At 67.3% G+C, this 22,434-nt stretch carries 25 protein-coding genes and 1 tRNA gene; 8 read left to right on the top strand and 18 right to left on the bottom strand.

Annotation, left to right across the window (positions count from 1 at the left end):
* The first annotated feature begins 60 nt into the window (after window positions 1-60).
* The 3 genes from IP78_RS08635 to hemB are packed head-to-tail and all read left to right on the top strand — an operon-like array spanning window position 61 to window position 1,720.
* Window positions 61-318 carry a type II toxin-antitoxin system VapB family antitoxin gene (locus IP78_RS08635; RefSeq protein WP_054111280.1) on the top strand — a complete coding sequence of 86 codons (258 nt, stop codon included), beginning with the start codon at window positions 61-63 and terminating at the stop codon, window positions 316-318.
* The gene (locus tag IP78_RS08630) at window positions 318-707 is read left to right on the top strand and encodes a type II toxin-antitoxin system VapC family toxin (protein WP_054111279.1); all 390 of its coding nucleotides are present in this window, start codon (window positions 318-320) and stop codon (window positions 705-707) included. Before IP78_RS08635 ends, IP78_RS08630 begins: the two co-directional genes overlap by 1 nt.
* An 8-nt stretch (window positions 708-715) precedes the next feature.
* Entirely contained in the window at window positions 716-1,720 is a 1,005-nt protein-coding gene (gene hemB / locus IP78_RS08625; RefSeq protein WP_054111278.1) for a porphobilinogen synthase, read from the top strand.
* Window positions 1,721-1,732: 12 nt separating this feature from the next.
* Here hemB and IP78_RS08620 read toward each other — a convergent pair.
* The 8 genes from IP78_RS08620 to IP78_RS08585 all read right to left on the bottom strand — a co-directional run bounded on the left by IP78_RS08620 (window position 1,733) and on the right by IP78_RS08585 (window position 10,547).
* A tRNA-Val gene (locus IP78_RS08620) sits at window positions 1,733-1,809 on the bottom strand.
* Between the two features lie 79 nt (window positions 1,810-1,888).
* On the bottom strand, window positions 1,889-4,285 hold the full coding sequence (lon, locus tag IP78_RS08615) for an endopeptidase La (protein WP_054111277.1): 2,397 nt from the start codon (window positions 4,283-4,285) through the stop codon (window positions 1,889-1,891).
* A gap of 180 nt (window positions 4,286-4,465) precedes the next feature.
* Window positions 4,466-4,744, bottom strand: a complete 279-nt coding sequence (locus tag IP78_RS08610) for a hypothetical protein (protein WP_054111276.1) — start codon at window positions 4,742-4,744, stop codon at window positions 4,466-4,468.
* 108 nt (window positions 4,745-4,852) lie between these two features.
* A complete protein-coding gene (gene parC, locus IP78_RS08605) occupies window positions 4,853-7,057 on the bottom strand; it encodes a DNA topoisomerase IV subunit A (protein WP_054111275.1) in 2,205 nt (734 codons plus the stop codon).
* Between the two features lie 61 nt (window positions 7,058-7,118).
* Window positions 7,119-7,685 (bottom strand): hypothetical protein, encoded by a 567-nt coding sequence (locus tag IP78_RS08600; protein ID WP_054111274.1) that lies wholly within the window; start codon window positions 7,683-7,685, stop codon window positions 7,119-7,121.
* Between the two features lie 41 nt (window positions 7,686-7,726).
* Complete coding sequence (locus tag IP78_RS08595; protein WP_054111273.1) at window positions 7,727-9,304, bottom strand: ATP-binding protein; 1,578 nt, start codon at window positions 9,302-9,304, stop codon at window positions 7,727-7,729.
* A gap of 62 nt (window positions 9,305-9,366) precedes the next feature.
* On the bottom strand, window positions 9,367-10,098 hold the full coding sequence (gene recO, locus IP78_RS08590) for a DNA repair protein RecO (RefSeq protein WP_054111272.1): 732 nt from the start codon (window positions 10,096-10,098) through the stop codon (window positions 9,367-9,369).
* Window positions 10,098-10,547 (bottom strand): nuclear transport factor 2 family protein, encoded by a 450-nt coding sequence (locus IP78_RS08585; RefSeq protein ID WP_054111271.1) that lies wholly within the window; start codon window positions 10,545-10,547, stop codon window positions 10,098-10,100. Before IP78_RS08585 ends, recO begins: the two co-directional genes overlap by 1 nt.
* A 198-nt stretch (window positions 10,548-10,745) precedes the next feature.
* Between IP78_RS08585 and IP78_RS08580 the strand changes: the two genes are divergently transcribed.
* The 5 genes from IP78_RS08580 to IP78_RS08560 are packed head-to-tail and all read left to right on the top strand — an operon-like array spanning window position 10,746 to window position 13,200.
* Window positions 10,746-11,093 carry a helix-turn-helix transcriptional regulator gene (locus IP78_RS08580; protein ID WP_054111270.1) on the top strand — a complete coding sequence of 116 codons (348 nt, stop codon included), beginning with the start codon at window positions 10,746-10,748 and terminating at the stop codon, window positions 11,091-11,093.
* Entirely contained in the window at window positions 11,077-11,580 is a 504-nt protein-coding gene (locus tag IP78_RS08575; protein WP_082384918.1) for an SRPBCC family protein, read from the top strand. The genes IP78_RS08580 and IP78_RS08575 overlap by 17 nt, the downstream gene beginning before the upstream one ends.
* Window position 11,581: 1 nt before the next feature.
* A complete protein-coding gene (locus IP78_RS08570; protein WP_054111269.1) occupies window positions 11,582-12,070 on the top strand; it encodes an SRPBCC domain-containing protein in 489 nt (162 codons plus the stop codon).
* A gap of 24 nt (window positions 12,071-12,094) precedes the next feature.
* Window positions 12,095-12,538: a VOC family protein gene (locus IP78_RS08565; RefSeq protein WP_054111268.1), complete on the top strand. Its 444-nt coding sequence runs from the start codon at window positions 12,095-12,097 to the stop codon at window positions 12,536-12,538.
* 2 nt (window positions 12,539-12,540) lie between these two features.
* Window positions 12,541-13,200 (top strand): dihydrofolate reductase family protein, encoded by a 660-nt coding sequence (locus IP78_RS08560; protein ID WP_054111267.1) that lies wholly within the window; start codon window positions 12,541-12,543, stop codon window positions 13,198-13,200.
* Here IP78_RS08560 and IP78_RS08555 read toward each other — a convergent pair.
* From IP78_RS08555 to proS, 10 genes are all read right to left on the bottom strand, one after another.
* Complete coding sequence (locus tag IP78_RS08555) at window positions 13,197-14,432, bottom strand: serine hydrolase (protein ID WP_054111266.1); 1,236 nt, start codon at window positions 14,430-14,432, stop codon at window positions 13,197-13,199. The two genes, IP78_RS08560 and IP78_RS08555, sit on opposite strands and share 4 nt — an antisense overlap.
* Before the next feature lies 1 nt (window position 14,433).
* Entirely contained in the window at window positions 14,434-15,381 is a 948-nt protein-coding gene (gene era, locus IP78_RS08550; protein ID WP_054111265.1) for a GTPase Era, read from the bottom strand.
* Window positions 15,378-16,091 carry a ribonuclease III gene (gene rnc, locus IP78_RS08545; protein WP_054111264.1) on the bottom strand — a complete coding sequence of 238 codons (714 nt, stop codon included), beginning with the start codon at window positions 16,089-16,091 and terminating at the stop codon, window positions 15,378-15,380. Before rnc ends, era begins: the two co-directional genes overlap by 4 nt.
* Window positions 16,091-16,879, bottom strand: a complete 789-nt coding sequence (gene lepB, locus IP78_RS08540; RefSeq protein WP_054111312.1) for a signal peptidase I — start codon at window positions 16,877-16,879, stop codon at window positions 16,091-16,093. The genes rnc and lepB overlap by 1 nt, the downstream gene beginning before the upstream one ends.
* A gap of 439 nt (window positions 16,880-17,318) precedes the next feature.
* Window positions 17,319-17,720: a holo-ACP synthase gene (gene acpS, locus IP78_RS08535; RefSeq protein ID WP_054111263.1), complete on the bottom strand. Its 402-nt coding sequence runs from the start codon at window positions 17,718-17,720 to the stop codon at window positions 17,319-17,321.
* Window positions 17,717-18,487 (bottom strand): pyridoxine 5'-phosphate synthase, encoded by a 771-nt coding sequence (locus tag IP78_RS08530; RefSeq protein WP_054111262.1) that lies wholly within the window; start codon window positions 18,485-18,487, stop codon window positions 17,717-17,719. The genes acpS and IP78_RS08530 overlap by 4 nt, the downstream gene beginning before the upstream one ends.
* Complete coding sequence (gene pyrE, locus IP78_RS08525) at window positions 18,484-19,068, bottom strand: orotate phosphoribosyltransferase (RefSeq protein WP_054111261.1); 585 nt, start codon at window positions 19,066-19,068, stop codon at window positions 18,484-18,486. The genes IP78_RS08530 and pyrE overlap by 4 nt, the downstream gene beginning before the upstream one ends.
* Window positions 19,069-19,122: 54 nt before the next feature.
* Window positions 19,123-19,824 (bottom strand): ABC transporter ATP-binding protein, encoded by a 702-nt coding sequence (locus IP78_RS08520; RefSeq protein ID WP_054111260.1) that lies wholly within the window; start codon window positions 19,822-19,824, stop codon window positions 19,123-19,125.
* Window positions 19,817-21,118, bottom strand: coding sequence for a lipoprotein-releasing ABC transporter permease subunit (locus IP78_RS08515; RefSeq protein WP_054111259.1), 1,302 nt, complete (start codon window positions 21,116-21,118; stop codon window positions 19,817-19,819). The genes IP78_RS08520 and IP78_RS08515 overlap by 8 nt, the downstream gene beginning before the upstream one ends.
* Window positions 21,115-22,428 (bottom strand): proline--tRNA ligase, encoded by a 1,314-nt coding sequence (gene proS, locus IP78_RS08510; protein WP_054111258.1) that lies wholly within the window; start codon window positions 22,426-22,428, stop codon window positions 21,115-21,117. Before proS ends, IP78_RS08515 begins: the two co-directional genes overlap by 4 nt.
* Between the last annotated feature and the right edge of the window lie 6 nt (window positions 22,429-22,434).

Raw genomic sequence — 22,434 nt, 5'->3', positions numbered from 1 at the left:
CGTTGCCGCTTCCTCGCTCGTGATCTATAACTTGGTATCGTTTCTAGAAAGGTCGCCGAGATGGCGCTCAGTCTAAAAGACCGCGAAACCGACTCCCTCGCTCGCCAGGTCGCCAACCTGACGGGAGAAAGCCTGACGGTAGCCGTGCGAACCGCGCTCAGCGAGCGCCTGGAGCGCGAACGGCTTAAGCGCGGTGATCCTGCTGACCGGGTTGCTCGCATTCTGGAGATCGCTAGGCGAAGCGCAGCCCTCCCCATCCTTGACCATCGTACCGATGACGAGATCATGGGCTGGGACGAGAACGGTCTGCCGACCTGATGGTCGTCGATAGCTCTTCCCTCCTGGCCATCCTGCAGAACGAGGCGGAGGCAGAGCACTTCGGCAGGCTTCTGGTCGAGGCCCCTTCCGTCCTGATTGGCGCGGCCACGTTGTTCGAGGTGTCGATGGTCACGGTCAGCCGACGGGGCGAAACAGGACTGGCGGAACTCACCGCCCTGCTGGCTGACGCGAAGGCAACGATCGTTCCCTTCGATGAACGACATTCACGCCTAGCGCTTGAGGCCTTCAGACGTTTCGGAAAAGGGCGTCATCGTGCGAGCCTGAACTATGCGGACTGTATATCCTACGCCTTGTCCAAGAGCACCGGCCTGCCGCTGCTCTTCAAGGGCGACGACTTCGTTCACACCGACGTGAAGCCTGCGGTATAGCGGTCGCCATGACCGCGCCCTTCGCCCCTGCTTCCTACCCCTTCGCCCGCCCGCGTCGCCTGAGATCCAGCCCCTGGGTCCGGCGCATGGTGGCCGAGACCACGCTGACGCCGTCGGACCTGATCTGGCCGCTGATCGTGCATGACGGCGCCGAGGACCGCGTGCCGGTCCCGTCCATGCCGGGCGTCTTCCGCCTCTCGCCCAAGGCGGCCGCCGAGGCGGCGAAGGAGGCGCACAGCCTGGGCATTCCGATGGTCGGTCTGTTCCCCAACGTCGATCCGTCGCTCAAGGACACGATCGGCACGGGCGCGACCGACCCGGACGGGCTGGTTCCGGAGTGCATCAAGGCCATCAAGGATGCCGCGCCCGACATCGGCGTCATGACCGACGTGGCGTTGGACTGCTACACCGACCATGGCCACGACGGCGTGCTGGAGGACGGCAGGATCGTCAACGATCCGACGCTGGAGCGGCTGGCCGAGCAGGCGTTCATCCACGCCCATGCCGGTGCGGATGTTGTAGCCCCGTCGGACATGATGGACGGCCGGGTTACCGCCATCCGTGAGGCGCTCGAGGCCAATGGCTTCCACGACACCCTGATCCTGTCCTACGCGGCCAAATACGCCTCGGCCTTCTACGGGCCGTATCGTGACGCCGTCGGCTCGGCGAAACAGCTGACGGGCGACAAGAAGACCTATCAGATGGACTACGCCAACACCGATGAGGCCATGCGCGAGGTCGCCATGGACATCGCCGAGGGCGCCGACATGGTCATGGTCAAGCCGGGCATGCCCTATCTCGACATCGTGCGCCGCGTGTCGGAGACCTTCCGCGTGCCGACCTTCGCCTATCAGGTCAGCGGCGAGTACGCGATGATGAAGGCCTCGATCGCCAACGGCTGGCTCGATGAAGACCGCGCGATCCTGGAGACGCTGCACGGTTTCAAGCGGGCCGGTTGCGCGGGCGTCCTGACCTATTTCGCGCCTCAGGCCGCGCGGCTGCTGGGGGCCTAGCCGTAAGCCGGGTGGTAGGCGGCGACGGGTTCGAACCGCCGACCCTCTCGGTGTAAACGAGATGCTCTGACCAGCTGAGCTAGCCGCCCATCCACGCGCCGTGTTTGCCGCGCTGGACGCTTCCGATCAAGAAAAAGCCTCCCCGGCGGACCGGGGAGGCTTTCAAGCTCAGTGACTGACGACCGCCGAGCCATCCGGCGCGGCGGGCGGTGTCGGGTTCAGTGGTTCGGCCACCTCGTCCCATTCCACCGGCGTCAGCGCGCCCGTCAGGGCCCACTTCAGCGCCTCGTCGGCCGTCGAGATCGGGACGATCTCCAGCGCGCCCTTCACATTGTCGGGTACGTCGGCGAGGTCCTTCTCGTTCTCCTGCGGGATCAGGACGGTCTTCACCCCGGCCCGCAGAGCCGCCAGCAGCTTCTCTTTCAGCCCGCCGATGGCGGTGACCCGGCCGCGCAGCGTGATCTCGCCGGTCATGGCGATGTCCTTGCGGATCGGGATGCCGGTCAGGACCGAGACCATGGCCACCGTCATGGCGACGCCGGCGGACGGACCGTCCTTGGGCGTGGCGCCGTCCGGCACGTGGACGTGGATGTCGGTCTTCTCGAACACCGGCGGCTTGACGCCGAAGGCCAGCGACCGGGCGCGGACATAGGACGCCGCTGCCGAGATCGATTCCTTCATCACGTCCTTCAGGTTGCCGGTCACGGTCATGCGGCCGCGGCCCGGCATCTTGATCGCCTCGATGGTCAGGATGTCGCCGCCGAACTGGGTCCAGGCCAGGCCGGTGACGATGCCGACCTGATCGTTTTCCTCCGTCTCGCCGTAGCGGAACTTCCGCACGCCCGCGTAGTCGGCCAGCTTGGCGCTGTCGACGGTGATCGACAGCGTCTTCTCCTTGGCCATCTCGCGCACGGCCTTGCGCGCCAGTCCGCCCAGAGCGCGCTCCAGCGAACGCACGCCGGCCTCGCGGGTGTAGTAGCGAATCAGCTCGCGGATCGACTCATCCGGGACCACGAACTCGGCGGGCTTGAGGCCGTTATCGGCCGTGACCTTGGGCAGGACGTGACGCTTGGCGATCTCGACCTTCTCGTCCTCGGTGTAGCCCGAGACGCGGATGATCTCCATGCGGTCCATCAGGGGCTGGGGCATGTCCAGGCTGTTGGCCGTGGTCACGAACATCACGTTCGACAGGTCGTAGTCGACCTCCAGATAGTGGTCGCCGAAGGTGTTGTTCTGGGCCGGATCCAGCACCTCCAGCAGGGCCGAGGACGGGTCGCCGCGCCAGTCGGCGCCCAGCTTGTCGATCTCGTCCAGCAGGATGAAGGCGTTGGTCGTCTTGGCCTTCTTCATCGACTGGATGATCTTGCCGGGCATGGAGCCGATGTAGGTCCGGCGGTGGCCACGAATCTCGGCCTCGTCGCGCACCCCGCCCAGCGACATGCGGACGTACTCACGCCCCGTCGCCTTGGCGATGGACTTGGCCAGCGAGGTCTTGCCGACGCCCGGAGGGCCGACCAGGCACAGGATCGGGCCCTTCAGCGAGTTGGTGCGGGCCTGGACGGCCAGATACTCGATGATCCGCTCCTTGACCTTCTCGAGGCCGTAGTGGTCCTCCTCGAGGATGTCCTCGGCCTTGGCCAGGTCGATCGGCTTGGTCTTGGCCTTGCCCCACGGGATCGACAGCAGCCAGTCGAGATAATTCCGCACGACGGTGGATTCCGCCGACATGGGGCTCATGTTGCGCAGCTTCTTGACCTCGGCGTCGGCCTTGGCGCGCGCTTCCTTGGAGAGCTTGGTCTTTCGGATGCGCTTTTCCAGCTCCATGATCTCGTCACGGGCGTCGTCGGTCTCGCCCAGCTCGCGCTGGATCGCCTTCATCTGCTCGTTCAGATAATATTCCCGCTGGGTCTTCTCCATCTGGCGCTTGACGCGCGAGCGGATCTTCTTCTCGACCTGCAGGACGCTGATCTCGCCCTCCATCAGGCCATAGACCTTCTCCAGCCGCTGGGGCACGGCGATAGTCTCCAGCAGGGCCTGCTTGTCGGCGATCTTGACCGACAGATGCGCGGCGACGCTGTCGGCCAGCTTCGACGCATCGGTGATCTGGGGGATGGAGCTGAGGGCCTCGGGCGGCACCTTCTTGTTCAGCTTCACATAGTTCTCGAACTGCTCGACCACGGCGCGCAGCATGGCCTCGGCCTGCGACGGCTCGCCCAGGTCGTCCTCGATCTCGACGGCCTCAGCCTCGAAATACTCCTCCCGGTCGGTGAAGCGGGTCAGGCGGGCGCGGCCCTTGCCCTCGACCAGCACCTTGACGGTGCCGTCGGGCAGTTTCAGCAGCTGAAGCACGGTGGCGATGACGCCGATGGGATAGATGGCGTCGGGCGTCGGGTCGTCGTCGACGCTGTTCTTCTGGGTGGCCAGCAGGATCTGCTTTTCACCCTTCATGATCTCGTCGAGCGCCCGCACGGACTTCTCGCGCCCCACGAAGAGCGGCACGACCATGTGGGGAAACACGACGATGTCCCGCAGCGGCAGGACGGGGAGGACTCTACTCTCGGACATTGATGCGGCTCCTGGGCCTTTGACGATCTCCGGCCCGCCGGCCGGAACGCCCCGCGATATGCAGCGACACCCTCGACCGGCCCGTCGATTCCGACGGCGTTCAGAGGAGTATGTGGCCCGTTCCCGCGCCGGTTCAAGCGTTGCGGATGGCGACCCACAGCCGCGCGCTGACTGACGACATCACAGCCACAGCCGGATGGCGTCCAGTGACAGCGGACCGTCGGGCTGGGAGGCATTCACGGTGTAGCTGAGCCGCGTCTCGCGTGACCCGCACTGACAGCGAAACCGCTCGGATCGTCCGGCCACGGGCCAGTTCCGCCGCGCGCCAAACAAGGGGCGCGGGTCCATCAGCACGGCGCGCTCGCAATCCCGCGCCAGACATGCGACCACCAGCCGAGCCCCGTGACGGGGCTGGCGGATATCGCGGGGCACATAGAAGTCGGTCCGAATGTCGCGCATGGGTGTCTCCAGGCGGCAGAAAACGCATCTGCGGCCCAGAGCGCAACAGAAAGTTCTTTGTTTGTTCCCAGGCCCTGTGGGCAGAGACCGTCGCTCGGCGGCCGCCGATCAGCGGAACTTGCGAAGTCCGCGCGGCCCCATGCGTCCCGCCCCGGCGCGCTTGCCCAGCCAGTCCTTCCAGTCCGGCCAGTTGCGACGACGGCCGCCGCCGTCGACCCACTCAGGCCCCGCGTCAGCAGCGAAGACGGTGATGTCGGACAGGCCGCCCTGCTTGAACGATTGCAGCTTCACGCCCTTGCCGCGCGGCATTTCCGGCAGTTCCTCGACTCGGAAGATCAGGGTCTTCAGGTTCTCGCCAATCGTGACGACATGGTCCGCCCCGCCGAGCCGCAGCGCCGCCAGAAGCTCGCCGTTCAGCACCTGCTTGCCGCCGCGCTTGGTGGCCAGCAGCTCATCCTCCGGCGCGACGAAGCCATAGCCGGCTTTCGACGCCATCAGCATCTTCGCGCCCGGCTGATGCGCGAACAGGCCGACGATGCCCGCCGAGTCCTCCAGCTCGATCATCAGGCGCAGCGGCTCGCCGTGCCCGCGCCCGGACGCCAGCTTGTCCGCCCCGATCGTGAACACCCGACCGTCCGTCGCCGCGACCAGGATCTTGTCCGTAGTGAAGGCCGGGATAAGGAAGCCGAGGCTGTCGCCTTCCTTGAACTTCAGCTCCGACGGATCGTCGACCTTACCCTTCACCGCCCGGATCCAGCCGCGCTCGGACAGAATGACGGTGATCGCTTCGCGCGGAATGAAGGCCTCGGGCGCGATGAAGGCCGAAGCATCCACCGCCTCGGCAATGGTGGTCCGGCGCGGTGAGACGAGCGCCTTGCGCGTCGCCTCCAGCTCCTTGCCGATGGCCTTCCACTGCTTGGCGGGCGAGGCCGAAAGCGAACGCAACGCCGCCAGTTCCTCAGCCAGAGCCTTGTATTCATTCTCGATCGTCATCTCCTCGATCCGCGCCAGCTGACGCAGACGGGTGTCGAGGATGAAGTCGGCCTGGGTCTCGGACAGGCCGAAGCGAGCGATCAGGACGGCCTTCGGCTGCTCCTCCTCGCGCACGATGCGGATGACCTCGTCCAGGTTCAGGAAGACGATCCGCAGGCCTTCCAGCAGGTGCAGCCGCTTCTCGACCTTCTCGATCCGCCACTTTGAGCGGCGGTTCAGCACCTCGCGCCGGTGATCGAGGAAGGCCTGCAGACAGCCCTTCAGACCCATGACGCCGGGCGTGCCCGTCGCGTCCAGCACGTTCATGTTGACCGGGAAGCGGACCTCCAGGTCGGACAGCCGGAACAGGCTCTCCATCATGGCGTCGGGGTCGACGTTTCGGCTCTTGGGCTCGATGACCAGGCGGATGTCCTCGGCGGACTGGTCGTCGAAGGTGTCGACCAGGGGCAGCTTCTTCTGCTCCAGCAGTTCGGCCATCGCCTCGATCAGCTTGGTCTTCTGGACCTGGTAGGGGATCTCGGTGACGACCACCTGCCAGCCGCCGCGCTCCAGCGGCTCCTTCTCCCAGCGGGCGCGCAGCCGGATGCCGCCGCGACCTGTCTCATAGGCCTCCAGGATCGAGGCATGGCCTTCGACCGCCACCCCGCCGGTCGGGAAATCCGGCCCCGGCACGATCTCGGCCAGCTCCGCCGTCGTCGCGTCCGGCCGGTCCAGCAATAGCAAACAGGCGTCGATCAGCTCGCCGACGTTGTGGGGCGGAATGGACGTCGCCATGCCCACGGCGATGCCGGAAGAACCGTTGGCCAGCAGGTTGGGGAAGCCGGCGGGCAGGACGACCGGCTCTTCGTCCTGATCGTCATATGTGGGGCGGAAGTCTACGGAATCCTGATCGATTCCGTCCATCAGCAGCATGGCCGCCGGCGTCAGCTTGCACTCGGTATAGCGCATGGCGGCGGGGTTATCGCCGTCGATGTTGCCGAAGTTCCCCTGCCCGTCGACCAGCGGATAGCGCTGGGCGAAATCCTGGGCCAGGCGCACCAGCGCATCATAGATCGAGGCGTCGCCGTGAGGGTGATAGCCGCCCATGACCTCGCCCACGACCTTGGCGCACTTCCGCGCCGCCGCCTGCGGGTTCAGCCGCATCTGGTGCATGGCGTAGAGGATGCGGCGGTGCACGGGCTTGAAACCGTCGCGCACGTCCGGCAGCGCCCGGTTGGTGATGGTCGACAGCGCATAGGCGAGATAGCGGCGCGACAACGCCTCGCCCATCGGCTCCTCAACGATGCGCCCCCCCTCAGGAGGTGGAGTGTGAATGGTCATGAGCCTGCGAATCGTCCCGTTCGATCCGGAAGTCTAGAGGCTGCCGGCTTCGGGTCGACGGTCAGGACGCGGGCGCTGTGGACGGACAGGCGGCTCCCAGGGTTCTCGCCTGCGCTGAGACCAGGATATCAATGTCGGCGGCATAGGCGGGCGGGAACTCGCGGCGGACTTGGGGCCAGGCGCCCCGGCCGCCCGGTGTGCAGATGACGATGGCCAGATCGACGCCGGCCCCCTCGTAAAAGCTCTCGGGCGGTCGGAGGCCCACCCGCACTCGCTCCCAACCCTGATACGTCAGCCACCCCTGCTCTCGCAGCAGAAAGGTGAATCGCAACTGCTCGACTGGCGCCAGGGGTCGAACCCCGGTCGTGGCAGCATGATAGATGTCCGCCGTCTCGCCGTCGCCGTAGATCGAGGCGTTGAACGCGGTCCACTGGTCCTGCGTGGCGTTGGCCTCCGCCCGCGTCGAGACGACGTTGCCATCCCGCAACTGGATACCGACGAAGATCAACGAAATCACCACGGCGATGGCGCTGACCACCTCGGCAACCAGGGCCCAGTACTCCAGCCGCGCGCGATCCAGGATGGCCGTTCGCAGGGTCTGACCCGGCGTCTGATCGTCGTCGCTCATGGCACCCTCCCCGTCCAAGCTAGGCCTGGCGGCGGCCGTTGTCAGCCCGCGAGCGCGGTCTCGATCCCTGCCAGAAGGCTCTCGGCCGTGATCGGTTTGGCGACGTGCAGGTCGGCACCGGCTGCCTTGGCCTGGTCGCGATGCTCGGCCATGGCGTTGGCGCTCAGCATGATGATCGGCGTCCGGCCCGTGGTTTCCAACGCGCGGATGGCCTCGGTCGCCGACAGCCCGTCCATGACCGGCATCTGCATGTCCATCAGAACCAGGTCGAAGCGATCTTCGGCGAATGCCGCCACCGCCTGGGCCCCGTCCTCAACCATGACCAGATCGACGTCATGGGGCTGCAGGATCAGCTGGACGACGCGACGGTTGGTCGGATGATCTTCGGCGAGCAGGATGCGCAAGGGCCGCTCACGGACTGGCGCTGGCACTTCGGGCTCAAGTGCCGCTGCCTCGGCCAGGGCGTGCGCGCGCCTGAGCGGGATCACCACCTCGAACCGACTGCCCTGCCCGGGCGTGGACATGGCCGAGATGTCGCCTCCCATCATCTCGACGAGCGACTGGCAGATCGACAGGCCCAAACCGGTTCCCCCGAAACGGCGCGTGATGCTGCTGTCGGCCTGGCTGAAGCGCTCGAACAATCGGGTCGCATGGTCCGAGTTGAAGCCGACGCCGGTGTCCTCCACCGCCACTGACAACCAGGCCTGATCGGACCCTTCCGGTTCCAGTCCGACCGTGAGAGTAATCGAACCGTCGGCCGTGAACTTGACCGCATTCGACAGCAGGTTCGACACCACCTGCCGAATGCGCGTGCTGTCTCCAATGAACAGTCCAGTCGCCTCGGGTGCGCGCCGCAGCCGAAACAGCAGCCCCTTGTCCCAACATCGCTGGCGCGCCACCTCAGCGGCCGAGGCGAAGGCCTCGTCCAGGTCGAAGGGGCGCTCCTCGAGGGTCAGTTGGCCCGCTTCGATCTTGGACACGTCCAGCACGTCAGACACCAACCGCTCCAGCGTTACGCCGGATTCGCGGATCAGCCCGACCATCTCCGACTGTTCCGGGCTCAGCGGCGTGCGCGACAGGGCGTCGACGATGCCGATGACGCCGTTCAGCGGCGTGCGGATCTCGTGGCTCATGTTGGCGAGAAAGTCCGACTTGGCCTGGCTGGCGGCCTCTGCGGCGGCCTTGGCCTCGATCAGCGCCTTCTCGGCCGCCACCTGATCGGTCACGTCGCGCGCGACGGCATAGATGCGATCGTCGTGTCGTTGGGCGCGCCACTCCACGATCCGATAATCGCCGTCGCGGTGCCGATAACGGTTGCGGAAGCCGAGGATTGGATCGCCGGGCCTGCGTCCCTCGACCTCGACCACGCTGTTCAGGGTCGCGGGCATATCGTCCGGATGGACCAGCCGCAGCAGGGGCTTGCCCTGCATATCCTCGGGGTCATGCCCCAGAGTTGTCAGCCAGGAGCGACTGGCCTTGACCACGCGGCCATCAAGGTCGCGGATGATCAGCAGGTCGAGGGAGACGTCAAAGAAGGTGTTGAGGTCAGCGGCGTGGTCGGCCGAGGCCGCCGCGAGAGATGTCCAGGGACTGGTCTTCGCCACTGCCTCACAACTCATCGACGCCACACCTATCTGAACACTGCCTTCCTAGCGGGATTCGCTTAAGGAGACGTCAGCGGTCACAGCCGTCGTGCCTCACCCAGTTTGTCGATCATCCAGTCCCTTGCCGGTGGCAGGGGCCTGTTCTGGGGATTGAAGACGAATTGCTCGAGGAAGTGGCCCGTGAGCGCAAAGCCATCCAGGACGTCTCCGTCCGCAAGCCCAGCCTGGGCACCGAGGATGAAAGGCGGTAACTTCAGGAGCTTGTCTGCATAAGGTCGTCCTGCCTCCGCGCTGACAGCGCGACCAGTCCGGGGGCTGACCCAGACCAGGTCGTCGAGTGTGCCGGTGACGGCACAAGATCCCAGATCGAGCCCGAAACCCAGATCCTCCAGCAGGCCGGCCTCGAACCGCACGAAGATGGCCGGCCAGACATGCGGGATGGCAAACGCGCCCATGAGGGCCTCGAAGGCCAAGAAGGCGCCCGCATGGGCCTCCCGCTCCGGCAGCGCGCCTTGCGCCACCGCCGCGGCCGCGGACAAGCCGGTCAGCGCCAGGGGGTCGTCGAAAAGGGCGCTCGGCCCCTCCCCCACCGGCTCCAGTCGCGCCGATCCCAGGTGATCCGAGGTGCGGGCGCGGTAATCGACAATGACCCGGGCGCCTGGCTGGAGGTGAGGCTTCATCCGCCGCGAGGCTCCGCCGGCCACGTAGGCCGCGTGCCGACCGTGGCTCTCCGTCAGCAGGTCCACGAGCGCGCCGGTGTCGCCATGGCTGCGCGCCGAGAGGACGAAGGCCTCCTCGTGGAACTCCATCACTCGCCCTTGATGACCTCGACGACCGCATCGGCGCGATCATTGGGCACAGCGAAGGACAGGACGTACTGCTCGATCTTCCAGCCATCCTCAGTCAGGCGCAGCACGCCCGAGCCGCGTGTCTCGCCATAACTGGCGTTCAATAGCTTCTCCTCGAACCAGGCAATGCAGCGGCAGCCGATGGGTGCGATGGTGATCGTCCGCTCGGTCGCCGGATAGGACCAGCCACGCCCACGCGCGAACACCGGGGCCGCGTAGGCGCGGAACTCGGGCAGCGTCCAGTGCTCGGTCGCATCTGTACCGACGAACCGGGCATCCGGCGTGAACTGGGCGAAGTAGGCCTCCCCGTCCGCAGCCGTCGAGGCTGCATTCAAGCGGTCCAGCACAGCGGCCACCTCGGCCTCCTGTGAGGACTGTAGCAGCAAGGTGGCGAAGATGGCGGCGAACATGGGATCGCTCCGTGGTTTGACAGTCCGACTTACGCCTGGTCGTCGGTTTCCGGAACCGGGAAGGTCTTGGGCTGGCGCGCATTGGCCACCGCCAAACGGCGGTGGGGGCACGACTTCGCTGACCCGTATTCAACTGGGCGGTTGACAAATCTTACCAGACACAGTATTTAACCGTCTGGTTAAACGCAAAGCCCTGTCATGCAGACCGACGACCTCTCCGCCAAGTTCTCCGCCCTCGCCGACCCGACCCGTCGGGCCATCCTGGCGCGGCTGACCGAGGGCGAGGCCAGCGTCAATGACCTGGCTCAACCCTTTGCCATGAGTTTGGCTGCAGTCTCCAAGCATCTGAAAGTGCTTGAGAAGGCTGGTCTGATCACGCGCGGCAAGGAGGCCCAGTGGCGCCCTGCCAGGCTGGAGCCGATGGGCCTGAAGGGCATGGCCGAGTGGCTCGAACATTATCGGCGGTACTGGGAGACCAGCTTCGACCGCCTCGACGCCTACCTGAGCAAGATTCAAAAGGGAGACCCTCGTGGCCCGCGAAACTGAGACCATCGACCCCTGCCATGCGACCGGTGCGCACACCCATGCCCTGGTGCTGGAGCGCGTGCTGAACGGGACGCCGGAGAAAATCTGGAAGGCGTTCATGACGCCGGAGATCCTGTCCCAATGGTTCTGCCCCAAGCCGTGGACCATCTCGGACGCAGTGATCGAACCCGAGGTCGGGGGCCGCTTCGCCTTCACCATGCACGGTCCCGACGGGGAGGTGATGCCCAACGACGGCGTCTTCCTGCTGGTCGAAACCCATCGCCGCTGGATCACGACCGACGCCTTTGTGAAGGGTTGGATGCCCGCGGGCCTGCCCTTCATGGTCGCCGAGATTGTCCTGACGCCGCTGCCTGACGGCAAGACGCGCTACGTCGCCACCGCGCGGCATTGGTCGGAAGAGAGCATGAAGCAGCACGAGGCGATGGGCTTCCACGAGGGCTGGGGCACGGTGGCCGACCAGCTGAACGCCCTGCTGCCGAGCCTCTGAGATGAGTGCTGTCTCCCTCCCTGAGCTGCCGACGCTCCTGCCCCACCGGCTGGACCTGACGCGCACCTTCGACGCCCCGCGCGCCCTGGTCTGGATGGCCTGGACGCGGCCGGAGATGCGAGTGAACTGGATGGGCCCCACCGACTGGCCGATGGTCGAGGGCTTCAACGATCTGCGCGTCGGCGGCGAATGGCGCGCCTGCCTGCGCTCGGTCGAGACCGGCGAGGACCTCTGGCAGGGCGGCCACTACCGCGAGATCGTGGAGCCCGAACGGCTGGTCTTCACCTTCCGCTGGGACGAGAGCCACGAGGACGGCCCGCCGGCCGACACCCTGGTCACCGTCGTCCTGCATGAGACCGACGACGGCCGCACCCGCATGGACTTCACCCACGAGGGCCTGAAGTCCGAACGCAGCCTGACCGGCCACGAATATGGCTGGAACTCCACGCTGGACCGGCTGGAGGCCTGGCTGGCCGCCAACCCGGACTGAATCGAACAGAAGGGAGAGACGACCATGAAGATCGTGACGAGCCTGAGTTTCAGGGGCGAATGCCGAGCCGCGTTCGAGTTCTACGCCGAGGTATTGGGCGGCAAGATCACCGCCGCCCTACCCTACGGCGACGGCCCGCCGGACATGCCGGTGCCGCCGCACTACAAGGACTGGCTGATGCACTGCTGGCTGGAGGTCGGCGATCAGGCGATCATGGGGGCCGACATGGACACCGAGTGGGCACCCAACATCGACAAGCCCAAGAACGGGTTCGACGTCACCTACCATACCGACGACATCGAGCAGGGCCGCCGCGTGTTCCGCGCCCTGGCCGAAGGCGGCAAGGTCGGAATGGACTTCTCAGAAACCTTTTGGTCGCCCGGCTACGGCAACCTGACGGACAGGTTCGGCATCCCCTGGATGGTCAACACCATTCCGGCCGAGGGCTGGGCGCCCGGTCGGGGCTGACCATGCGCAAGGTTCGCCTCTCCACCTTCCTGACGATAGACGGGGTCGTGCAGGCCCCCGGCGGTCCGACGGAGGACTGGACCGGCGGCTTCCCTTACGGCGGCTGGCTGGCGCCCCATTTCGACGAGACCGTCGGCGAGATGATGGAGGGCTGGATCGGCCGCGACTACGACCTCCTGCTGGGCCGAAGGACCTATGAGATCTTCGCCGCCCACTGGCCCGAGCAGGACGACGAGATCGGCCGAACCTTCAACGCCATCGACAAATTCGTCGTCGCGGGCCCGGACACGCCCCTGACCTGGGCCAACAGCCACAGGCTGGAGGGGGACCCCGGCGAGGCGGTGCGTCGGCTGAAGAGCTCTGGCGACCGCGATCTGCTGGTCCAGGGCAGCGGCCAGCTGGCGCAGGCGCTACTGGCGGCGGACGTGATCGACGAGATCACCCTGATGGTCTTTCCGATCGTGCTGGGTCAGGGCAAGCGGCTGTTCCGCGACGGGGTCGCCGCCACTGCCTGGCGAATGACGGAGACGCGACACTCCCCCTCGGGCGTCATCTGCAGCCGCTATGTCCCCGCCGGTTCTGTCGAGACCGCCGCCATCGCGCCCCAGGTCCAGAACGACCGTGAGCAGGCGCGGCAGGAGCGGATGCGCCGAGAAGGCTAACGGACCATGGCGGTCGGGAACGGCCGCCCCAGGGCCTCGGCCATCGCCTGCTGGGTGGTCAGGAACACCTGTTCCTGCTGGTGGTAGTTGTTGGTCAGGACAACGACCGTCACCTGCCCGCCCGGCTGCCAGCTCATCAGGTTGCGGAACCCCGACCAGCTGCCCGTGTGATAGACCTGGATGTCGTCGAAGCCGGGGCTGACGCGGCGGCCCAGCCGGTTGGCCATGACGCCATACCCCCAGATGCGTCGCACCCGCCCCCGCTCCGGCCCCTGATCCGGAGGCGCATGATCCGCGACCATGGCGGCGTAGCTCTCGGCCGACAGCAGTCGCCCGCCATGCAGCGCCCGGCTCCAGACCAGCATGTCGTCCAGCGTCGAATAGAGCGCGCCCGCGCCCGGGATGATGGAGACGTTCGGCTGGCGTTGCGGCGTCAGGCCTCCGGGGAAGTTGGCGTGGCCCGCGACGAGATCGGACGCGTCGCCGAGACCGGTGTCGGCCATGCCCAGCGGTTCGAAGAAGGTTGTGTGGAGGTAGTCCCCGAATGCCTGTCCCGAAGCACGCTCGACGATGTCGGCCGCCAGATTGAACCCCGCGTTGTTGTACCGAAGCTCCTCGCCCGGAACGAACGACAGCCGATAGGTCGCTGAATCCGCCGTCAGCTCGGCCATGGTGGCCGGTGTCGTCCGACGCACGCCCCAGCCGGGCCGCTGCATCAGGTCCGGGATTCCAGAGGTGTGCGAGATCAGGTGATGGATCCGCAGCGGCGCCCAGGCCGCCGGGCAGGGCTGGATCCAGCGGCACACCAGATCGTCGACCGACAGCTTGCCGTCGTCCTGCAGTTTCAGGACAGCAACAGCCGTGAACTGCTTGGAAATGCTGGCCAGTCGGAACTTCGACGACAGGGTCAGGGGCTGACCGGTGTCGGCGTCCGCGACGCCATAGACCTGACGGAACAGCACCTCGTCACCGCGTGCCACCAGCACCCCGCCCATGAAGCGTCCGGCGTCCGCCTCGCGGCGCAGGCGGGCGGACAACTGCGGCAGGGCATCGACAACGACGACCGGCGGGCGCGGCGGCAGGACAGGCGCGGTGCTTTCGGCCAGCCGCTCAGGCGCGCTGACGGTCACGGCGATGGCCGCGACGGCGCCGAGCAGCAGCAGCCCGATCAGGGCGACAACGGCGAGGAAGAGCCGGGGGTGGTTCCCGGCGTCACGCGGAACCTGGAACACCCTAGACGTCGAACTCCAGCCCGAACTGGGCGTAGAGCGCCCGGCTGTCCTGCCACTTCGGATCGACCTTGACGGTCAAGAACAGGTGCACCGGCCGGTCCAGCAGCTCGGTCAGCTCCTCGCGCGACTTCTGGCCAATCCATTTCAGTGTCTGGCCGCCCTTGCCCAGCACGATGGGCCTCTGGCTCTCGCGCTCGACATAGATGGTCTGTTCGATCCGGGCCGAGCCGTCGGCCTTCTCGTCGAAGGCCGTGGTCTCGACCGCCGCCGAATACGGCAGCTCCTCGTGGACGCGCAGATAGACCTTCTCGCGCGTGATCTCGGCCGCCAGCACCCGCAGCGGCACGTCGGCCGACTGGTCCTCCGGATAGAGCCACGGCCCCTCCGGCATGGCCAAAGCCAGCAGCGTCTTCAGGTCGTCGACCCCGTCTCCGGACAGGGCCGAGATCATGAAGACCTCGCTGTATACGCCCGTGTCGAACAGCGCCTGCGACAGCGCCAGCAGGGTGTCGCGGCGCATCCCGTCGATCTTGTTCAGCGCCAGGATGACCTTGGTGCCGGTCGCCTTCAGGTTGGCGATGATGGTCTCGGTGTCCTCGGCCGACTTGCGGTCCGCGGCCGAGCCCTCCTTGCCGTCCGAGGCGATGTGGGAGGCGGCGTCGACCAGATGCACCACCACGTCGGCGTCATCCGCTCCCGCCCAGGCCGAGGCGACCATGGCCCGGTCCAGCCGACGGCGCGGCGTGAAGACGCCGGGCGTGTCGACCAGAACGATCTGGGCGTTCCCGTGCATGGCGATGCCGCGCACGGGGAACCGCGTCGTCTGCACCTTCTGGGTGACGATCGACACCTTGGATCCGGTCAGGCGGTTGACGAGCGTGGACTTGCCCGCGTTCGGCGCGCCGATGATGGCGGCGAAGCCCGCGCGGGTCTGAGGGGTCTCGGTCAAATCACGCCTTCACGTTTCAGCAGGGCGGTCGCCGCCGCCTTCTCCGCGTCCTGACGCGAACGTCCCTGCGCGGTCAAGGGCTCCACACCGGGGATCGACACCTCGACGGTGAAGGTCGGTGCATGATCCGAGCCGGTCTGGCCCACCACGCGATAGGTCGGCAGCGGCCGTCCGGCCCCTTGCGACCACTCCTGCAACGCCGACTTCGGATTGTTCAGCGCGCGCGGCGCGGGCGCGGCCAGCTCCTCGGCCCAGGCCCGTTCGAACACCCGCCGCGCCGCCTCTATGCCGCCGTCAAGCCAGACAGCCGCCAGGATGGCCTCGACCGCGTCGGCCACGACGCCTTCCTTGCGACGGCCGCCGGTCTTGGTCTCGCCGGGCGAGAGGCGCATGGCGGGACCGACGCCCAGACGCGCCCCCACCCGCCCGCAGGCATGTTTGTCGACCAGGGCGTGCAGCCGCGACGACAACTCGCCCTCGTCGGCCTCTGGAAACTCGGAATGCAGACGATCCGCGACCAGCAGGCCCAGCACCCGGTCGCCCAGAAACTCCAGCCGCTCGTTATGGCGCGCGGGCTTGCCGGCAGCCTTGTCGGCCCCCTCCCCCACGCTGGAATGGGTCAGGGCCCGCTCCAGCAGGGCGGCATCGGCGAACCGGTGGCCGAGCCGATCGACCAGAGCGGCCACGGCTTCGGCTCTGGCGTTGGCCATCAATCCAGAACGCGGAAGAAGCGGCTGGGTCGGACGTTGGCGAACCAGCTGACCGGGTTGAACAGCGAGGCGCCCGGCGACCAGGAGAAGGCGATGATCTCCGCCTTGCCGACCAGGTTCTCTTCCGGGACCAGGCCGACGCCGGCGCTCTCCTGAACGCGGCTGTCGATGGAGTTGTCGCGGTTGTCGCCCATCATGAAGTAGTGGCCGGCCGGCACCTCATAGACTGGGGTGTCGTCCAGATCGCCGCCCGGGCCGAAGTCCTGAATCAGGAACGAGCGGCCGTTCGGCAGGGTCTCGCGCGCCTGGATCATCGAGCGCGGACCGAACACGTCTTCGACCTCGCCGCGGTTGACGACAACGTCGTTCACCGGCTGGCCGTTGATGTGCAGCACATTAGCGATCATCTGGACCCGGTCGCCCGGCAGACCGATGACGCGCTTGATGTAGTCAGTACGATTATCGCGGGGCAGCTTGAACACCACGATGTCGCCGCGCTCCGGCGCGCGGCCAAAGACCCGGCCTTCGCCGAGCGGCAGATTGATCGGCAGGCCCGAGGAATACTTGGAATAGCCGTAGGTCCACTTGGATACGACGATGTAGTCGCCCTCGTAGAGGTTCGGCTCCATCGAGGCGGACGGAATGGTGAAGGGCTGGAACAGCAGCACCCGCAGCACGAAGGCGATGGCCAGCGCGACGACGATGGTCTTGACGATCTCCAGCGTCTCTGACCCCGCGGAGCGTCCACCGTCGTCGTCATCATCCTTCACCCGGGCGGCGGGCGGGATCTTCTCCTTCTTGCCGCCGTCGTCGAAGGGCGCGTCGCCCTGATCGCTCCAGATCGGACGGGAGGCGGCGGCGACGGTCCCGGCGGCAGCGGTGGCCAGAACCGGTTCGGGCGCGGCGGGTTGAACGGGCTCAGGCTCCGGCGCCGCGGCGGCGGCCTCAGGTTCAGACACAGCCGGTCCTGCTTCAGCAGGGGAGGTCTCCACCGGCGCGTCTGGCTCCACGGGTGTGCCGCTTTCGGACGCCGCGAAGGCCGCTTCGGCGGCGTCGACCTCACCGGCGCCGGTATCGACCGCAGGCTCGGCGACGGGCGCGTCCGGGGTCTCGACAGGGGTCGGCTCGGAGTCCTCCGTCACGTCGCGCTTGTGCTCTTCGTCCATGAAATCGCTGTCCCCGCCCGCCGAACGCGGTCTGATCGTCGCGCGCACGGGTATAGCGCGATTACGCCATCGGCAAGGCTTCGATCACCACGAAGGCGAGTGCGTAGGGATGCTCGTCCGACAGCGTCAGGTGAATGCGCGCCTCGTGCCCCGGCGGCGTCAGCCGGGCCAGATGCGCCGCCGCCGGGCCGGTCAGCGCCAGCGTCGGCTGGCCGCTCGGCAGGTTCACCACGCCCATGTCCTTCCAGTAGACGTCGCGCCGCATGCCGGTGCCCAGAGCCTTGGCGCAAGCCTCCTTGGCGGCGAATCGCTTGGCGTAACTCCAGGCCGCGTCCGGTTTGCGGTCGGAGCGTCTGCGTTCCAGCTCAGTGAAGCAGCGGTTCTTGAAGCGGTCGCCGAACCGATCGAGCGACGCCTGGATACGCCGGATGTCGGACAGGTCGGCCCCGACGCCGATGATCACGCGGTCGGCTCCAGCCCTCGAGCCTCGTCCATCAGCTCGCGCATGCGCCCGATCGCCGGACCCAGTCCAACGAAGATGGCCTCCCCGATCAGGAAATGGCCGATGTTCAGTTCCATGATCTGGGGGATCGCCGCGACGGCTGCGACAGTGTCGTAGTCGATGCCGTGCCCCGCGTGGACCTCCAGGCCCAGGGCGTGGGCATAAACCGCCCCTGCGGTCAGGACGGCCAGCTCGGCGGCGGCCTCGTCGTCTCGCCCCTCGCGGACGGCGTCGCAGTAGGCTCCTGTGTGCAGCTCGACGACCGCCGCACCCGTCCGCTGCGCCGCCTCGATCTGGGCCGGATCGGCCCCGATGAACAGCGACACCCGCGCCCCTGCTTCGTTCAGCTTGCCAACGAAGGGGGTGATCCAGTTGTGCCCGCCGACAACGTCCAGCCCGCCCTCGGTCGTCCGCTCCTCGCGCTTCTCGGGCACCAGGCAGACGGCGTGGGGCCGATGATGCAGGGCGATGGCCAGCATCTCCTGCGTCACGGCCATCTCGAGGTTCAGCGGTCGCTCCTGCTCGCGCAGCACAGCCGAAAGGTGGTCGATGTCGGCATCCGAGATGTGCCGACGATCCTCGCGCAGATGCGCCGTGATGCCGTCCGCCCCGGTGGCCAGAGCCTCGCGCGCGGCGCGAACCGGGTCGGGCGACGTCCCGCCGCGCGCGTTCCGAACGGTCGCGACGTGGTCGATATTCACGCCGAGGCGGACGCGGGTCGGGGTCACTTGGCCAGCCTCCGACTGCCCGGATCCTCGACAGGCAGGGCCGCCAGCTCGGGCGGCAAGGCGTCGGCCGGATAGGCCGGCACGTCCAACGTCGCCAGCGCCACCAGAGGCACGCCCACGTCGGCCCGCCCGCCCGAGCGATCGACGATGCAGGCCGCCGCGACGACCTCGCCGCCTGCGGCATGGATCGCCGCGATGCATTCCCGGCTGGACAGACCCGTGGTCACGATGTCCTCGACCATGACGACCCTTTGTCCGGGCTCGACATGGAAGCCGCGCCGCAGCTTGAAGGCGCCGCCCTCGCGCTCGACGTACATCGACGGCACCCCCAGATGCCGCGAGGTCTCATAGCCGGGGATGATACCGCCCACGGCGGGCGAGATCGCCACATCGACCGGCCCGACCGCCGCTGTGATCTTCTCCGCCAGCGCCTTGCACAGCCGCTCGCAGCGGCGGGCGTCCATGAACACCAGGTTCTTCTGCAGGAAGACCGGGCTGTGCAGCCCCGAGGACAGGACGAAGTGCCCCTCCCGGAGCGCGCGTGCGGAGCGGAATTCGTCGAGTACGTCGTCGGAGGTCATGCGCCGCTCATAAGCCCGTGAGCGTCACAGGTGAAGGCCGCGAACGCCGCTGCGTCAGTATTCCCGGCTTTCGGCCTGCCGCTCTTCCAGATGGCCGTCCTTCAGGGCGAAGACCCGGTCCATGTGCCCGGCCAGCTCCATGTTGTGCGTGGCGATCAGGGCCGCGACGCCTGTCGTCTTGGTCAGGTCCCGCAGGGACTCGAACACAGACTGGCTGGTGGTCGGGTCCAGGTTGCCGGTCGGCTCATCGGCCAGCAGCAAGCGCGGCTTATTGGCCAGGGCGCGGGCGATGGCCACCCGCTGCTGCTCGCCGCCCGACAGCTGCGCGGGCTGATGCGTCAGGCGTTCGCCGAGACCGAGCGCCGTCAGCGTCTCCTCGGCCTGACGCCGCGCCTCGGCTTCCGAAAAGCCCGCGATGCGCATCGGCAGGGCGACGTTGTCGCGCGCATCGAACTCCGGCAGCAGATGGTGGAACTGGTAGACGAAGCCCACGCGGCTCAGCCGAATTCGGGTGCGGGCTCGCTCGTCCAGCGCGCCGACATCCTCGCCGTCGATCCGCACCTCCCCCGACGTCGGCCGCTCCAGCAGCCCGGCGGCATGCAGCAGCGACGACTTGCCCGACCCCGACGGCCCGATCAGCCCGACCAGCTCGCCGGGGAAGATGTCCAGATCGACGCCCTTCAGCACCGTCAGCCCGCCCTGGGCCGTGTCGTAGGTGCGGGTCACGCCCCGCAGCGAAAGGACCGGATCACTCAAAGCGCAGGGCCTCCACCGGATCGATCCGGCTCGCGTTCCACGACGGCGGCAGGCTGGCCACGCAGCTCATCAGCAGCGACCAGACCGCCACCCAGAAGACATCGACCGGATCGACCAGGGCCGGAATGGCGTCGAGCATGTAGACGTCGGCGTTGAACAGCTGAACGCCCGTGATCGCCTCCAGGAAGTGCTGGATCGCGCCGATGTTCAGGCAGAACAGCAGGCCCAACGTCAGCCCCGCCAGCGTCCCGGCCACGCCGATGGTCGCCCCGGCCATGAAGAAGACCCGCAGGATCGACGACGGACTGGCCCCGATGGTGCGCAGGATGGCGATGTCGCGGCCCTTGTTCTTCACCAGCATGACGATGCCGGAGATGATGTTCATGGCCGCGATGGCGACGACCAGGCCCAGGATGATCGACATGGCCACCCGCTCGACTTTCAAGGCACCCCAGAAGGCGGCGAGGCGATCGCGCCAGTCCTGAACGAAGGCGCCCGGCCCGGCGGCCGTGGCGACCGGTTCCAGATAGTCCGCGACCCGATCCGGATCGGCGACCTTCAGCTCGATCACGTCCCACACGCCTTCCTTGCCGAAAAACAGCTGCGCCTGCTCCAGCGGCATGAAGATGAAGGCCCGGTCGTAGTCCGCCGTACCCGACGAATAGGTCCCGCCGATGACGTAGGTCTTCTCCAGCCCGCCGAGATTGCCGAAGGCGCTGTCCGCGCCGGTCGGGGAATACAGGGTGATGGGATCGCCCACCCGCAGGCCCAGCGCATCGGCGAGCGCCTGGCCGATCAGCACATTCTCGCCGCCATAAGCCCCTCGACCGAAGCTGGCGCGCGCCTGATCCGACAGGCTGGACGAGACATACTGCATCGAGCCCAGATCCTGCGGACGCAGGCCCCGCACGAAGGCTCCGGTCGTTTGCCCGGCGGCCCTGACCAGAGCCTGATTTTCCGTCAGAGGACTGACGCTCTGAACCCCCGGCACCGCCGCGATGCGCTCCAGCACCGCGTCGCGGTCCGGGGCCTGCAGGACCTGGCCCTGGACGTACATATGGCCGTTGAAGCTCAGCATCCGGCCCAGCAGCTCGGACCGGAAGCCGGCCATGATGCTCATCACGCTGATCAGGACGGCGACCGCCAGCATGATGCCGACGAAGCTGATGATGGCGATGGTCGCCACCCCGCCCTCCTTGCGCTTGGCGCGCAGGTAGCGGAGCGCGAGCCCCACCTCCCAGGCGGAGAACGGACCGGCCGGCTTCACCGGCGCACCGACGGGGGTCGCGGTCAACCGATGCGCTCCATCGCCCGATCGAGCGGCAGGGTGATCTTCTCGCCTGTGGCCCGCCGCTTCAGCTCGACCACGCCCTCGGCGACGCCCTTGGGTCCGATGGTCAGCTGCCACGGGACGCCGATCAGGTCGGCCGTGGCGAACTTGCCGCCCGGCCGCTCGTCGGTGTCGTCGTAGAGCACCGCCTTGCCCGCGCCCTCCAGCGCCTCGACCGCCGCCTCACAGGCCTGGCAGACATCGGGATCGTTGGCGCGCAGGTTGATGACGACGACGTCGAAGGGCGCCACCGCATCCGGCCAGATGATGCCCGCCTCGTCATGGCTGGCCTCGATGATGGCACCCAGCAAACGAGACACGCCTACGCCATAGCTGCCCATGTGCACGTCCGTGTCCTGCCCGTCTGGTCCGGCCACGCGCGCCTTCATCGGGGCGGAGTATTTGGTCCCGAAATAGAAGATGTGCCCCACCTCGATGCCGCGCGCGGTAAGCCGGTCTTCCTCGGCCGTCTGCGCCTCGAACGCGGCGGCGTTGTGCATCTCCTCCGTCGCCGCATAGAGCGAGGTCCGACCGTCGACGATGGACTGCAGATCGTTCCAGTCGACGTCACCGCCCGGCGCGGGCATCTCGACCAGCTTCTTGTCACAGAACACCTGGCTCTCGCCGGTGTCGGCCAGCACGATGAACTCGTGAGACAGGTCCCCGCCGATCGGCCCGGTGTCGGCGCGCATCGGCACCGCCTTCAGCCCCATCCGCGCGAAGGTGTTCAGATAGGCCACGAACATGCGGTTATAGGCCCGCCGCGCCGACGCCTCGTCGAGGTCGAAGGAATAGGCGTCCTTCATCAGGAACTCGCGCCCGCGCATGACGCCGAAGCGCGGCCGGCGCTCGTCGCGGAACTTCCACTGGATGTGAAACAGGTTCAGCGGCAGTGCCTTGTAGCTCTTCACATAGGCCCGGAAGATGTCGGTGATCATCTCCTCGTTGGTGGGGCCGTACAGCAGCTCGCGTTCGTGCCGGTCGGTGATGCGCAGCATCTCCGGACCATAAGCGTCGTAACGCCCCGATTCCCGCCACAGGTCGGCCAGCTGCAGCGTCGGCATCAGCAGCTCGACCGCCCCCGCCCGCTCTTGCTCCTCGCGCACGATCTGCTCGATGCGCTTCAGCACGCGCAAGCCCAGCGGCAGCCAGGCGTAGATCCCCGCCGCCTCCTGCCGGATCAGACCGGCGCGCAGCATCAGCTGGTGGGACACGATCTGGGCGTCGGACGGCGCCTCTTTCAGGGTCGGCAGGAAGTAGCGCGACAGGCGCATCGGTCG

Origin of the sequence: Brevundimonas sp. AAP58, assembly GCF_001295975.1 — a bacterium.
GTDB lineage: Bacteria > Pseudomonadota > Alphaproteobacteria > Caulobacterales > Caulobacteraceae > Brevundimonas.
Note: the sequence above shows the minus strand (reverse complement) of the source record. Positions and strands in the feature narration are given on the sequence as shown.